Annotated in this window: 10 protein-coding genes; 9 read left to right on the top strand and 1 reads right to left on the bottom strand. The window is 58.4% G+C overall.

Annotated elements, in window-relative coordinates; translation table 11 throughout:
* Positions 1–100 precede the first annotated feature (100 nt).
* The 8 genes from dnaA to ispF all read left to right on the top strand — a co-directional run bounded on the left by dnaA (position 101) and on the right by ispF (position 12,079).
* Entirely contained in the window at positions 101–1,447 is a 1,347-nt protein-coding gene (gene dnaA / locus GSVR_RS00005; protein ID WP_173197931.1) for a chromosomal replication initiator protein DnaA, read from the top strand.
* Positions 1,448–1,726: 279 nt separating this feature from the next.
* Positions 1,727–2,848 (top strand): DNA polymerase III subunit beta, encoded by a 1,122-nt coding sequence (gene dnaN, locus GSVR_RS00010; RefSeq protein ID WP_173197933.1) that lies wholly within the window; start codon positions 1,727–1,729, stop codon positions 2,846–2,848.
* A 9-nt stretch (positions 2,849–2,857) separates the two neighbouring features.
* Positions 2,858–3,970, top strand: coding sequence for a DNA replication/repair protein RecF (gene recF / locus GSVR_RS00015; RefSeq protein WP_173197935.1), 1,113 nt, complete (start codon positions 2,858–2,860; stop codon positions 3,968–3,970).
* Entirely contained in the window at positions 3,963–6,371 is a 2,409-nt protein-coding gene (gene gyrB / locus GSVR_RS00020) for a DNA topoisomerase (ATP-hydrolyzing) subunit B (RefSeq protein ID WP_173197937.1), read from the top strand. Before recF ends, gyrB begins: the two co-directional genes overlap by 8 nt.
* A 57-nt stretch (positions 6,372–6,428) precedes the next feature.
* The gene (gene gyrA, locus GSVR_RS00025; RefSeq protein ID WP_173197939.1) at positions 6,429–8,963 is read left to right on the top strand and encodes a DNA gyrase subunit A; all 2,535 of its coding nucleotides are present in this window, start codon (positions 6,429–6,431) and stop codon (positions 8,961–8,963) included.
* 48 nt (positions 8,964–9,011) lie between these two features.
* Entirely contained in the window at positions 9,012–10,592 is a 1,581-nt protein-coding gene (locus GSVR_RS00030; RefSeq protein WP_173197941.1) for a HEAT repeat domain-containing protein, read from the top strand.
* On the top strand, positions 10,582–11,595 hold the full coding sequence (locus GSVR_RS00035) for an NAD(P)H-dependent glycerol-3-phosphate dehydrogenase (protein WP_239077567.1): 1,014 nt from the start codon (positions 10,582–10,584) through the stop codon (positions 11,593–11,595). The genes GSVR_RS00030 and GSVR_RS00035 overlap by 11 nt, the downstream gene beginning before the upstream one ends.
* A 10-nt stretch (positions 11,596–11,605) precedes the next feature.
* Positions 11,606–12,079: a 2-C-methyl-D-erythritol 2,4-cyclodiphosphate synthase gene (ispF, locus tag GSVR_RS00040; protein ID WP_173197945.1), complete on the top strand. Its 474-nt coding sequence runs from the start codon at positions 11,606–11,608 to the stop codon at positions 12,077–12,079.
* A 97-nt stretch (positions 12,080–12,176) separates the two neighbouring features.
* On the opposite strand, the gene GSVR_RS00045 is transcribed toward ispF, so the two are convergent.
* On the bottom strand, positions 12,177–13,073 hold the full coding sequence (locus GSVR_RS00045; RefSeq protein ID WP_173197946.1) for a DnaJ C-terminal domain-containing protein: 897 nt from the start codon (positions 13,071–13,073) through the stop codon (positions 12,177–12,179).
* A gap of 302 nt (positions 13,074–13,375) precedes the next feature.
* Here GSVR_RS00045 and rmuC point away from each other — a divergent pair, with 302 nt between their 5' ends.
* Positions 13,376–15,037, top strand: coding sequence for a DNA recombination protein RmuC (gene rmuC / locus GSVR_RS00050; RefSeq protein WP_173197948.1), 1,662 nt, complete (start codon positions 13,376–13,378; stop codon positions 15,035–15,037).
* The last annotated feature ends 23 nt before the right edge of the window (positions 15,038–15,060 follow it).

Genomic DNA, 15,060 nt, shown 5'->3' on the forward strand with positions numbered 1-15,060 from the left:
TCTCCGGTCCCTGGGCCGGAAACTTCTTGTTCCATTGACTATTTTCCGACTCAAAACAATGTGGATAACCATATTGACCACTTTTAATTGATGTGATTTTATGCTCGAAGCATGGCAAAAGGCGTCTGAAAATCTGGAAAAGGTCCTGTCTGAACGCGATTACACCACGTGGATCAAACCGATCTGTTACAGCCATTGCGATGCCGATACCGTCTATCTTACCGTTCCTACCTCCTTTTTCAAGGAATGGCTGGAGGAACACTACCGTCAGGTTCTGACCGGTGCCCTATCGGTTACTGCCGGTAAAAATTATGCCATCGAGCTGCTGATCGGTGAAACGGCAACCGAAACCCTGCAGCCGGAAGATCTTATCATCAAGGCTCACCAGGAACCGGAACAGGTTCGAGCTGCCTCGCCCGAATCAACCTTCACCCCACTTAATTCCAAATATACGTTCGATCTGTTCGTGAGCGGCACCGGCAACCAGTTTGCCCATGCCGCAGCCATGGCGGTGGCACACAATCCGGCTGATACCTATAATCCGCTGTTCATCTATGGCGGCGTGGGGCTGGGAAAAAGCCATCTGCTGAATGCCATCGGCCACACCATTCGCAACAATTCTCCGGAACTTAACGTCTGCTACTGCTCCGCTGAAAAGTTCATGTACGAGATGGTCAATGCGCTGCGACAGAAACGGATGGAGCAGTTCAGGTCGCGGTTCAGAAACCTTGACGTGCTGCTGGTCGACGATATCCAGTTCATCTCCGGCAAGGTAGGGACCCAGGAGGAGTTTTTCCACACCTTCAATGCCCTGTACGACCTGCATAAGCAGATAGTGATCACTTCCGACAAGTTTCCGAGGGAGATATCGGACCTGGAGGAACGTCTTCGCTCCCGGTTCGAATGGGGTCTTATCGCGGACATCCAGCCCCCGGATCTGGAAACCAAGATCGCAATTTTGAAGAAAAAATCGGAAGTAACCGGCATCAAGCTCCCGGAGGATGTGATTTATTTCCTGGCTTCCAGCGATACCCGCAATATCAGGGAACTGGAGGGCATGCTGATCAGGTTGGGTGCCTACAGCAGCCTGCAAAGCATTCCCATTACTCTGGATATGGCCAAGGAGAGCCTGAAGGATATTCTCGGCGACCGCCGGAAAGAAGTCACGGTAGAACTGATTCAGAAGGTGGTGGCAGAACAGTTGGGCCTCAAGGTGGGAGACATGAAATCCAACAAGAGGCTCAAAAACCTTGTAGAGGCGCGTCAGATCGCCATCTGGTTATGCCGGGACATGACCAAGGCTTCCTATCCCGATATCGGTGCAAAATTCGGAGGCAAAGATCATTCGACCGTCATATATGCCGCCAAAAAGATCGACCAGGCCCTGAAGGAAGATTCACGGCTGTTTAAAACCATTAATGATATAAAGCAGCAGTTGCTCAAATAGAGGAGTTATAAACACGCTGTAGACTGCGTAACAACCGGCTTTCCGGCATGTATCGGTTCGTCTTGATGAGAAAGCCTGTGAATAGAGTTGTGAATAACTGTGCATAATACAGGTGGTGTGGATAACCGTCATTCCACGGATCATTCCATCAACATGCCTGTCAAAGAAAATCGTTTTTGCTTTCGATAATTTGGAACGTTATCACCAAATACACAGCCCCTACAACAACAACCAAGATTTTTAAATTCAATATATGAAATAATAGGTGAGGAGGAAAATATGGAATTCAGAATCGACAAGGAAGTATTCCTCAAGTCATTGCAGAAGATTCAGGGCATCGTTGAAAAACGCACCTCTATGCCTATCCTTTCCAATGCACTGCTGGAAGCGACGGAATCCACCCTGCTCGTTACGGCGACCGACCTGGAAGTAGGAATGAAGAGCAGTTACCCGGCAGACATCGTGTCGCCCGGCAAAATCACCGTCGGTGCCAAAAAACTTTACGAAATCGTCAAGGAACTCCCCAACCAGCTCATTACCTTCGCCACAAAGGACAACGACTGGGTGGAGATTAAATGCGGCAAAGTCCATTTCAACATCGTGGGACTGTCACCGGAAGAATTTCCGTATTTTCCGGCTGTAAAGGAAGAAAACCTTTTCGAGATCGAGAACACTCTCCTGAAGGATATGATTGAAAAGACCTCCTACGCCATCTGCAACGACGATACAAAATACAATCTGAACGGCCTGTTCACCAAGGTGGAACCGGCAGCAGACGGCTCCCAGACCCTGAAGATGGTGGCAACCGACGGACATCGCCTCTCCATAGCCAACGGCGCGCTGAAGGGAACAGCCGGCCCGGAACTCCTCAAAGGGGTAATCCTTCCGAAAAAAGGCATTTACGAACTCAAGAAAATCACCGAAGAAGACAGCGGCAATCTGCTGTTCGGCTTCATGGAAAACAGCGCCGTCATCAAGCGGGGCGATTCCTACATGGTGATGCGCCTGGTGGACGGTGAATTTCCCGATTACAACCGTGTCATACCGACTGCCAACGACCGGGTGGTCACGGTCAACAAAGAGGCTTTCACTCATTCCATCCGCAGGATGGCCATTCTCTCCAGTGAAAAGTTCAAAGGCATCATGCTGGAGATTTCGGCATCCAGCATCAAGATCTCGTCCAGCAATCCGGAACTGGGTGATGCCATGGAAGAGATAGATGTGGTCTATGGCGGAGAACCGCTGGCAGTGCGGTTCAATGCTCGTTATCTGCTGGATGTTCTGGCAGTGGCCGAAACAGAGGCCATAGAAATGAAATTCCGGGACGAGTTGTCACCTTCCATCATCGTACCGGAAAAATCCGACAGCTTCCTGGCAGTGATCATGCCCATGAGGCTATAGCCGGGAAACATGCGCCTCAAACGTCTTGCCATTTCCGATTTTCGCAACATAGCGACGGCACGCATACAACCGGGTGAATCTTTCAACCTGTTGTACGGCCTTAACGGTCAGGGCAAGACCAATCTGTTGGAGGCGATCTACCTGCTGAGCAGCTCCCGCTCCTTTCGAAATGCCCGCCTGCCCGAGTTCATCCGGCATGATCAGAGCATCGCACATATCCAGGGAGATATAGAATCGGGAGGCAGCCGGAGCACGATCAGGCTGAGGCTGGAATCTGCCGGACGGCGGGTGGAGATAGACGGCAAGGGGGTCCAGCGGGCATCGGACCTGCACGGACGACTGAATGCAGTGGTATTTTCCCCGGACGATACCGGCATGGTCAGACTTGGTCCCGATCACCGCCGGCGCTACCTCGACCGGGCAGTTTACATGGGTGATATCGGGTATCTGCATTGCTGGCACGGGTACCACAGGATTCTCAAGCAGCGTAACCATCTGCTGAAAAGCGCCGACAGAAGCGGGCTGGAAACCTGGACCGAAAAACTGGCCGAAGCGGGAGCCGAAGTGATAGAGAGGCGCCTGCGCTTTACGGCACAACTCGACCGGATGCTGCAGTGTCACTATGCCACTATTTCCGGTTCTGCCGAGACAGCCGGCATCAGTTACCAGCCGGAAGGGGTCCAGGCCACCGGGCGGGAAGCCATTCGTAACGAACTGCTGGAGCTGTTCGAACGGCATGCACGCAGCGATGAGCGCTATGCCACCACAACAGCGGGACCGCACCGGGACGACCTGAAACTATCCTTGAACGGCCGGCCGCTCAAGGCATTCGGATCACAGGGGCAACAGAAGAGTTTCGTGCTGGCCCTGAAGATGGCGGAGATGGATAACCTGCAGAGCATTTTCGGTGAACCGCCGCTGCTGCTGTTGGATGACATGAGCTCTGAGCTTGATTCCGAGAGAAATCGCAACCTGATGGAATTCCTGACTTCCCGGGAGATTCAAGTGTTTATTACCACCACCGAACGATCACCTGCACTGATCGGCACTAAAGCACGCTGCGCCGTCTTCCGCATGGAAGGGGGCAATCTGACGCATGAAGGAAACGAACCGCATGAGTGAACAGGCAAATATGACACACACCGCTTCGGAAGAATATGGCGCCGACAGCATCAAGGTTCTGGAAGGGCTGGCAGCGGTACGCAAACGCCCGGCCATGTACATCGGCTCCACCTCCAGCGCCGGGCTTCATCACCTGGTGTATGAGATCGTGGACAACGCGATCGACGAGGCCCTGGCCGGTTACTGTGACAATGTCGACGTGACCATCAACACCGACGGGTCGGTGACGGTCGTGGACAACGGCCGCGGCATTCCTACGGATATGATGGCCAGCGAGGGAAAATCGGCCGCCGAGGTTGTCCTGACCGTGCTGCACGCCGGCGGCAAGTTCGACAACGAATCCTACAAGGTTTCCGGCGGTCTGCACGGGGTGGGGGTCTCGGTGGTCAACGCCCTTTCCAAATGGCTTGAACTGGAGATCCGCCGCGACGGCAAGGTCTGGCGTCAATCCTATCGCCGCGGTGACCCCCTGGCGCCGCTGGAAGTGACCGGCGAGACCAAGAAGCGCGGCACCAAGATCACCTTCATGCCGGACGAGGAGATCTTCGAAACCACGGAATACTCCTTTGACATCCTGTCCCAGCGGCTGCGCGAACTGGCCTTCCTCAATGCCGGCGTGCGCATCCGGATCACCGACGAACGAGTGGAAAACAAATCTCACGAGTTCTACTACGAGGGGGGCATCAACTCCTTCGTCGAATACTTGAACCGCAACAAGACCGCCCTGCATCCCAAGCCGATCTATATCAAGGGTGAAAAAGGGGGAGTGGAGACGGAAGTCTCCATGCAGTACAACGATTCCTACGACGAGAAGGTGTTCACCTTTGCCAACAATATCAACACCCATGAGGGGGGTACCCACCTGGCAGGGTTCAAGGCGGCCCTGACCCGCACCATGAACAGCTATGCGGCGGCCAACAACCTGCTCAAAAACGCCAAGGTATCCATCTCGGGCGATGACCTGCGCGAGGGGATGACCTGCGTCATCTCGGTCAAGATCCCCCAGCCGCAGTTCGAGGGGCAGACCAAGACCAAGCTCGGCAACTCCGAGGTCAAGGGCTATGTCGAAACACTGATGAACGAAAAGCTGGCCCAGTTCCTGGAAGAGAATCCCCAGGTTGCCAAGCGGATCCTGGAGAAATCGATTGAGGCGGCCCGGGCTCGTGAAGCGGCCCGTAAGGCCCGCGACCTGACCCGCCGCAAGGGAGCCCTGGATATGGGGGGGCTGCCGGGCAAACTGGCCGACTGCCAGGAGAAGGACCCGGCTTTGTGCGAACTGTACCTGGTGGAGGGCGATTCGGCCGGCGGCTCGGCCAAGCAGGGGCGCGACCGCAAGTTCCAGGCGATCCTGCCGCTCAAGGGTAAGATCCTTAATGTCGAAAAGGCGCGCTTCGACAAGATGATCTCCTCGCAGGAGATCCGCACCCTGATCACCGCTCTTGGAACCGGCATTGGCAAGGATGATTTCGATATTGCCAAGCTGCGCTACCACCGCATCATCGTCATGACCGACGCCGACGTGGACGGCTCCCATATCCTGACGCTGCTGTTGACCTTCTTCTACCGCAACATGCACGAGCTGATCCAGCGCGGGCATCTCTACATCGCCCAGCCGCCGTTGTACAAGGTCAAGCGCGGCAAAAAGGAGATGTACCTGAGGAATGAGCACGCCCTGCAGAACTTCCTGCTGGAAGAGGGGGCCGAGGAACTGACCCTGAAACTGGAGAAGGGAGAGCGGGTCTACATCGGCAAGCAGATCATCCCGGTCATCAAGCAGTTCATCGAGAACCGGGCGATCTTCGACAAGGTGGTCAAAAAAGGGATCGCCGCGGACCTGCTCTCGATCATGGTGCGGGCCAACGTGCCGGCCGGGGTGGAGGAACTCTCCGGGCTGACAGCCTACCTGGAGGCGATGAAGGTGCTCTCCCCCGGCTCCGATTATCAGATCGAGGAGGAGCGCATCGCCTTCCGCATCGGCAACATCCGCGCCATCATCGATCAGCAGGCCCTGGCCGTACTGTCGACCCACGAGTACGAGCTCCTGGTGGAGAACCACCGCCGCGTGGTGGAGACCATGGCCGACGGCCGTGCCTTCCTTTCGCTGCAGGATGGCGGTAAGCTGCTTCTGGAAACGGCCAATCACGAGGAGCTTTTGGCGTTCTTCCTGGAGCAGGCCAAAAAGGGCTTGGCCATCCAGCGCTACAAAGGTCTCGGCGAGATGAACCCCGAGCAGCTCTGGGAAACCACCATGAATCCGGAAAACCGCGTGCTCCTGCAGGTCAAGATCGAAGATGCGGTCGAATCGGACGAGATTTTTACGATCCTGATGGGGGACCAGGTCGAGCCGCGCCGCGATTTCATCGAGCAGAACGCCTTGAACGTGGTCAATCTGGATATTTAAAGTCAACACCATTGTTAATTTACATTTATTCTTTTCACCGGATATAACGAGGAAGCGATGCTCAACAACACATCCAACAGCAAGGTAGCCGTCAATATCGAAGACGAGATGAAACGTTCTTACATGGATTACGCCATGTCGGTCATCATCGGCCGTGCCCTACCCGACGTGCGCGACGGTCTCAAGCCGGTGCACCGGCGCTGCCTGTATGCCATGTATGACATGGGCAACGACTACAACAAGCCCTACAAGAAGTCGGCCCGTGTTGTCGGTGATGTCATCGGTAAGTATCACCCCCACGGCGACACTGCTGCCTACGACACCATCGTCCGCATGGCGCAGGACTTTTCGCTGCGCTACATGCTGGTGGACGGCCAGGGCAACTTCGGCTCGGTGGACGGCGACTCGCCGGCTGCCATGCGTTATACCGAGATCCGTCTGCGTCAGCTTTCCCACGAGCTCCTGACCGACCTGGACAAAGAAACCGTCAACATGGTCCCCAACTACAACGACGAGTTGTTGGAACCGACCGTGCTCCCTTCCAAGTTCCCCAACCTGTTGGTCAACGGCTCAACCGGCATCGCCGTCGGCATGGCCACCAACATCCCGCCGCACAACCTGGCGGAGGTTATCAACGGGATCATAGCGACCATTCACAATCCGGAACTTTCCTTCGAGGAGTTGCTGGCGCTGGTGCCGGGGCCTGATTTCCCGACCGGTGCCACAATCTACGGCCGCCAGGGGATTCGCGATGCCTATGCCACCGGCCGCGGCATCATCCAGATCCGCGCCAAGGCGCATATCGAGGCGGCCAAGAAGTCCGAGCGCCAGTCGATCGTCATTACCGAGCTCCCCTACCAGGTCAACAAGGCCCGCCTGATCGAGAAAATCGCCGAGCTGGTCAAGGAGAAGAAGGTCGAGGGGATCACCGAAATCCGCGACGAGTCCGACCGCGAGGGTATGCGGGTCGTTATCGAGGTCAAGCGTGACGAGAATGCCGAGGTGCTGCTCAACCAGCTTTACAAGCAGACCCAGCTGCAGACCTCCTTCGGTATCATCATGCTGGCCATCGTGCATAACCGTCCGCGCGTCTTGACCTTGCGGGAGATGATGGACTGCTTCGTCGACCACCGTCGCGAGGTGGTTACCCGCCGCACCAATTTTGAATTGAAAAAGGCTTTGGCCAGAGCCCATATCCTGGAAGGTCTCAAGATCGCCCTGGACTGGCTGGATGCGGTCATTGAGCTGATCCGCGCCTCCAAGACCCCGCCTGAAGCCAAGCAGGGACTCATGGAGGGGATCTTTGCCGATCCCGCCTACCTGGCAAAACTGAACCTGCCCCGTCCCGCCGGATACGAAGAGGAGGTCAGGCTCTCCGAGATCCAGGCCCAGGCCATCCTGGAGATGCGCCTGCAGCGCCTGACCGGTCTGGAGCGGGACAAGATTCTGGCTGAATACGACGAGATCCTCAAGTTGATTGCCCGTCTGCGCGAGATTCTCTCTTCGGATACCGAAATCCTCAAGATCATCGTCGGCGAGTTGACCGACATCCGGGACAAGTTCGGCGACAAGCGCCGCTCCGAGATCGTCGACAAGAGCGCCGACATCTCCCTGGAGGATACCATCGAGGATGAGGAGATGGTGGTGACCATCTCCCACACCGGGTACATCAAGCGCAGCGCCGTCGATCTCTACCGCTCCCAGCGCCGGGGGGGCAAGGGCAAGACCGGCATGAAGACCAAGGAAGAGGATTTTGTCGAGCAGCTCTTCATCGCCTCCACCAAGGATTATCTGCTCTGTTTCACCGATGCCGGGCGCATGTACTGGCTCAAGGTCTACGAGATACCGGAGGGGAGCCGCACCACCAAGGGCAAGGCAGTGGTCAACCTGGTCAATGTCGGCATGGAGGAGAAGATCACCACGATTCTGCCGGTCAAGGAATTCGCCGAGAACGCCTACCTGTTCATGGCCACCAAAAACGGGGTCGTCAAGAAGACGCCGTTGGTGGAATATTCCAACGTGCGCAGTGGTGGCATCATTGCGGTGAAGCTCGATGATGGCGACAAGCTGATTTCCGTGGCCCTGACCGATGGCACCAAGGATGTGTTCCTGGCCACCCGGAACGGCAAGGCCATCCGCTTCAACGAGGAAGATGCCCGCCCCATGGGCCGTGTCACCCGCGGGGTGCGCGGCATGACCCTCAGCGATGATGACAAGGTCATCGGCATGGAGATCGTCGACAACGCCGCCGTGGGCTCGACCATCTTTACCGTCTGCGAGAACGGCTACGGCAAGCGCACCGACCTGGATGAGTACCGCGACCAATCGCGCGGCGGCAAGGGCATCATCACCATCAAGACCACCGACCGCAACGGCAGCGTGGTCAATGTCATGCAGGTGGCCGACGACAACGACCTGATGGTGATCACCGACCAGGGCAAGATCCTGCGAGTGCCGGTATCTGGTTTCTCCGTAATCGGCCGCAATACCCAAGGGGTACGCCTGATCACGACCGAGGAGAAGGAAAAGGTGGTGGCAGTGGCGCGGCTGGCCGAGAAGGAAGAGGATGAAGAGGAGGAAATTTCAGGTTAAGGTTAAGGTTGAGAAAAAACTTAACCTTAACCTCAAGCTGTCTTTCAGATGACCAGACCCTTCAAGATCGATAAAAGTCTCCGGGAACGGCGCCGTATCATACGGCTGCTGGACTTCCTCAAACGGGACGACCTGACCACGGAGCAGATGGAGCGCATCGGCAAACGCCTGCAGAAGTCGGGGCGACGCGCGCTGCGGCCGCTGGTACGCAAGTTGTGGCAGGAGAAGAGCGGCACAGCCATCTACCGCTATACCTGCATGCTCGATTTCTTCGACGACGCCGGTTGGCTCGACCAGCTCGTGCAGATCACCCTCAAGCGCACCGACCTGGAGGAGGCGGGGCGGCTGGCCCTGCTGGACGCCCTGCAGGACTACGGCATCGATGTCACCGCACCCCCCTTTGCCGCCATGACCGGTTACGGCGCCCCCACCATAGAGGGTTTCGTGCAGGATTGCCTGCATGACGGCGAGCGGGGACTGGTGCGTTTCATGGACCTGTTCCTGGATGCCGCCGATGAAATCCGTGAGCGGATGATCCGCTGCCTGTCCGAGGCGGGCACACCCGACGCGGTGGCGCTCCTGGAGATCCTGATCTCCTTCGAGCGGCCCGAGGTGGTCCGCGAAGCGATCGTTACGCTGGGAAGGATCAAAAGCGGCTTCTCCCTCGGCGTTCTCAACAAGGCCGAACGCCGGCACGAAGGGGAGATGGCCGAACTGATCCGGCGCACCATTCGCCGGCTTTCGTTCCTGGGCATCAGGGAGCCCCGGGAACTGCCCCAGTCATACCCGGTGCCGCTTCCCTTCCATCAAGTGCAGATCGGCCCGATCGATGTCTACGGCTCCCGGTCGGTGCTGTTTTCCTGGCAGTTGGAGGACGGCAGCTTTGCCGCACTGCTGCTTCTGGCCGGAGAGTCGGAGGGGCTGATCAATGCCTTGAGCTATCGCATGCAGAACGAGCGGGAGTACCAGACGGTACTGCGAGAGGTGACGGCCGGAGAGTCGCTGTCGGAGGTCGATTCCGGTTACGCTCTGGCAGTGTTGCGGGATGCGCTGCACCACAGCCGCGAGCAGGGCTACTACCTGCCCCCCGACTTCTATGTCGACATGCGCCTGTTCAGCCCCGATGCCCTGCGGCCCGAAGCCTACGTACCCCGTTTCAGCATGGCCCACCTGGAAGGGATAGCGGAACGGATCCCGCGCTACGTTGCCCGCAGCAACGAGCTTCTCGATTGCGCCGGTCTGGAGGGATGGCTCCTGTCCGAGCCGGCGGTCTACGACGCGGCCGAGCGGCTGGATGAGCTGGGAAAGAATACGCCAGACGGCGTGCTCTCCGAGGCTGAGCTGGAATCCGAACTGGCCGACTTCTGCGCCACGTTGATCAAGCCTCGCCGGGCGGAGATCATCAAGCGCCTGCTGCTGACGGCAGATTACATGCAGCAGACCGGCAGCGAAGAAACACAGGTGCAGCACGTCCTGGCCACGGCCCTGAGCCTGGTGGGGGGCTTTCTGCCCGAGGTGCGCCATCCCTTTATCCGGCGGTTGATCCTGGACAGCATCGAGGCGGCGCGGCAGGCAATCAGCGACGGCTATGATCTGAGACAGGAGGAAGGCTATGACGATGAGGACTAGCCGGGAACGGGTTGCCGTGATCGGCGGCGGCAGCTGGGGTACGGCCCTGGCCCATGTACTGGCGGGGAACGGGCATGACACGGTACTGTGGGTCTACGAACAGGATCTGGCGGCCGAGATGAGTTCCACCCGTGTCAACTCGCTCTACCTGCCCGGCTTCACGCTTGATCCCGCCCTGGCCGTCACCGGTAGTCTGCCGGAGGCGCTGGCGGACCGCACGATGATCATCCTGGTGACGCCGGTACAGGTCATGCGCAGCGTGTTGTCACAGGCCGCAGCGCTGGTCGGTCCCGGAACCATACTGGTGAATGCCTCCAAAGGCATCGAGCTGGGCACCCTGAACACCGTCTCCCAGATCTGCAGCGAGCTGTTGGGTGAGGCCGCGCTGGAAGGCTATGTTGCTCTTTCGGGTCCCACATTCGCCCGTGAAGTGGCAGCCGGACTACCGTCGCTGATCGTGGCCGCCTCCCGCAGCGAGCAGTGCGCCCGCCGGGTGCAGGCGGCATTCAGCAATCCCGTCTTCCGGGCCTACACCAACAGCGACGTGATCGGCGTCGAACTGGGAGGGGCAGTCAAAAACGTGATCGCCATTGCCGCCGGCATCTGCGATGGTCTCGGATTCGGCCACAACGCCCGGGCAGCCCTGATTACCCGCGGATTGTCGGAGATGAACCGGCTGGGACTGGCCATGGGAGCCCAACACGCCACCTTTGCCGGACTGGCAGGCATGGGGGACCTGGTGCTGACCTGCACCGGCGACCTCTCCCGCAACCGCACGGTGGGATACAAGCTGGGACAGGGCATGCGGCTGGCCGATATCCTGGCTGAAATGCGCATGGTGGCCGAGGGAATCAAAACGTCGGAATCGGTCTATCAATTGGCCTGCCGGTTGGGGGTAGAGATGCCGATTGTGGAGAAGGTCTTCCAGATCCTCCACGAGGACAAGCCTGCCAAACAGGCGGTCAGCGAGCTGATGGCGCGGGATCTGAAGGCGGAGATGTAATGGGGGAACGATGCGCATAGGACACGGATACGACGTCCACCGGCTTGTGGAGGAGAGGAAGCTGATCATCGGCGGGGTGGAGATCCCCTGGGAGAAGGGGTTGTTGGGGCATTCCGATGCCGATGTCCTCCTGCACGCCATCAGCGATGCCATACTGGGGGCCATCGGTGAAGGGGACATCGGCAAGCATTTTCCCGATACCGATCCGGCCTTCAAGGGGGCCGACAGCCTGAAGCTGCTGGAGCATGTCGGTCGATTGGCCGCCGAGCGCGGCTATCGTCTCGGCAACCTAGATGCCACCATCATTGCCCAGCGACCCAAGATGGCCCCGCACATTCCGCAGATGCGGGCCAATATCGCCCGGGTGCTCGGTGCAGAGGCCGGGCAGGTCAACGTCAAGGCCACCACCGAGGAGGGGCTCGGCTTTTCAGGCCGCGGCGAAGGAATCTCATCCCACGCGGTAGTGATCATGATGCCTGTGTAGCGCGTCAGCTGTGCAGTACGGAAAAACAAAAAGACCAGCGATGGATTCATTCCGCGCTGGTCTTTTTGGTTCGTAAAGCGCTGCTGCCTCGGCCGAATCACAGCCCCTTTTTGTTCAGTTCTTCCACCAGGCGTTTTTGCTCGGCGTTCAGGTTCTCCGGTATGCGCACGGTAACCTTCACGAACAGATCCCCCTTGGTGTTCGAACCGACCGGTTTGACGCCGAAACCCTTCAGACGGATCTTGGTCCCCGGCTGGATGCCGGCCGGCACCTTGATGCGCTTGTCCCCTTCCAGAGTAGGCACATCCAGGGATGTGCCCAGACAGGCGGCACTGAAAGGAATGGGGCGTTCCACGAAGAGATCGCCGCCATCCCGGGTAAAGACCGGGTCGGGCAGCACCCGGATGATCAGGTACAGGTCGCCGGCCGGACCGCCACCCTCACCCTGACCCCCCTTGCCGGCAATGCGGATCTTGCTGCCGTTGTCCACCCCTGCCGGGATCTTGACCTTGATCTCCTCGCGGCTGCCGTTGCGTCGGAAGGCGACGACTTTCTCCGCGCCGCTCACCGCGTCACGGAAGCTGACATCGGTCTCCATTTCCAGGTCGCCCCCCTTCTGAGGGCCTGCACGGAAGCCTCCCCGGCCCCCCCGACCGAAGGCGCCGCCGAACAGGCGTGAGAAGATGTCTTCTCCTCCCCCCATGCCCATGTCCCTGAAGGTGCCGCCGAAGTCGAAATTGCGGAAGATGTCTTCCTGGCTGTACTGCTTGTGGAAACCGCTGGAACCGAAGGTGTCGTACTGTTCCTTCTTCTGCGTGTCCGAAAGCACGGCATAGGCCTCGTTGATCTCCTTGAACTTATCCTCGGCCGCCTTATCCCCCGGATTGCGGTCAGGGTGATATTTGACGGCCAACTTACGGAATGCCTTCTTTATCTCATCGGGGGTCGCCTTTTTATCCACCCCGAGAGTCTTGTAATAATCGGTCTGAGCCATGCCGGCAGTGTCCTTTCCTTCTGAAATCTAAACAAAATGTAAGCCCTGTTGCGGCCGGTGTCAACGGAGTATCGACCCATTCATGCCCTGAAACGCAGGGGTGTTGACTTTGCCATAGAAAGATCGTATTGAAATAAAAGCAATTTTGGTATTCGTCACCTGCCGGCGGATGGTTGCTCGGACGCCATCTGACGGCTGCCGCATTCTGAATCCCCGCCCGGCATAAACCACGGACAAAGGCTTTTCAGGCCCGCAGACAGGGATGCCATGGATTCGGTCCCACCAGAAACGGAGTTCCCCTCGTGGAAATAGCAGTCTTTGCAGCAGGTCTGGCAGCAGGTCTCGCAGTTGCCGGTGTATTTCTGAAAAAGCGCCTGAGCGATGCCGTGAGGCTGGCCCGTGGCGAAGGGCAGGTCGAGCTTGCCTTGCTGAATGAGCGTCTCCATGGTGCCACCGAAGAGGCGGACCGCCTGCGCACCTCCCTGTCCGATTCGGAACAGCAACGGGAGCTTCTGCGGCAGTCGCTGGAGAGGTCGCGCAGCGAGTGCGCCCAGCTGTCGGAACGTGCGGGGCGTTTAACTGTCCTGGAAAACGAGCTGAAAAGCGTTGCCGCACATGCAGAGGCACAGAGCCAGCAGGTTTCCTCCTTGCGCCAGCACCTGAGCGCTGCCCAGTCGACCCTGACAAGCAGGCTCGAAGAGATTGCCCGCCTTACCGATGAAGCCAGGGAACTCACGCTCCGGCGCGACTCCCTGCTCGTGGATCTGCAGACCCTGAATGCACGCTTTACGGAAGTATCCACCACCCTGGATGCGGAGCGCCGGCAGAACGAAGAAAAGCTGGTGTTGCTCAACGATGCCCGCGAGCAGCTTTCCAACCAGTTCAAGGCGCTGGCCAGCGAGATCCTGGAGGAGAAGGCCAAGCGTTTTACCGAGCAGAACCAGTCCAACATCGGACAGCTGCTGGAACCGCTCAAGGTCAAGCTGTCCGAGTTCCAGGGCAAGGTGGAGGAGGTCTACGTGCAGGAGGGCAAAGAGCGCAGTGCCCTGGCGGCCCAGGTCAAGCACCTGATGGACCTCAATCGGCAGCTCTCCGACGACGCCAACAACCTCACCCGTGCCCTGAAGGGCTCCAGCAAGACCCAGGGCAACTGGGGCGAAATGATCCTGGAGAAGATCCTGGAGTCATCCGGGTTGCGCAAGGGGCACGAATACGACGTGCAGGAGAGCCACACCCGCGAGGATGGCAGCCGTCTCCAGCCCGATGTGGTCATCCATCTGCCCGAGGGGCGGCACATCATTGCTGATGCAAAGGTATCGCTGATCGCCTACGAAGAGTACGTCAACGCGGACGACGACAATGGCCGGAATGCAGCCTGCAAGCGGCACATCGATTCGGTGCGGGGGCATATCAAAGGGCTGTCGGAGAAGAATTATCACGGCATCCACGGGGTGAAGTCCCTCGACTTCGTGCTGATGTTCATCCCGGTGGAACCGGCCTTCATGCTGGCCATCTCCCAGGACACCGAGCTGTGGCAGGATGCCTGGAAACGGAACGTGCTGCTGGTCAGCCCCAGCACGCTGCTGTTCGTGGTGCGCACCGTGGCCCATCTGTGGCGCCAGGAGCAGCAGAACCGCAACGCACAGGAAATCGCCCGGCGGGGAGCGGAACTGTATGATAAACTGGTGGGATTCGTGGATGATCTGAAGGGGGTCGGCTCCCGGCTGAAACAGGCCCAGGGAGAATATGACAAGGCCTATGGCAAATTCGTAGAAGGGCGCGGCAACGTCATTCGCCAGGCCGAGATGTTGAAGGCCCTGGGAGTGAAGCCGAACAAGGCCATGCCGGCCGACATGCTGGAAGCTGCCATGGAGGAGCCGGCACTGCTGCCGGGCATGCCCGCTCCAGCTGATGCCCTTTCCGGCATGCAGCACGCGGATACGGATCGTTTACAGCCTCAATAACTCCTGGTTTCGGGAAAGGATGC

It is taken from the genome of Geobacter sp. SVR, assembly GCF_016865365.1.
Taxonomy (GTDB): Bacteria; Desulfobacterota; Desulfuromonadia; order Geobacterales; family Pseudopelobacteraceae; genus Pelotalea.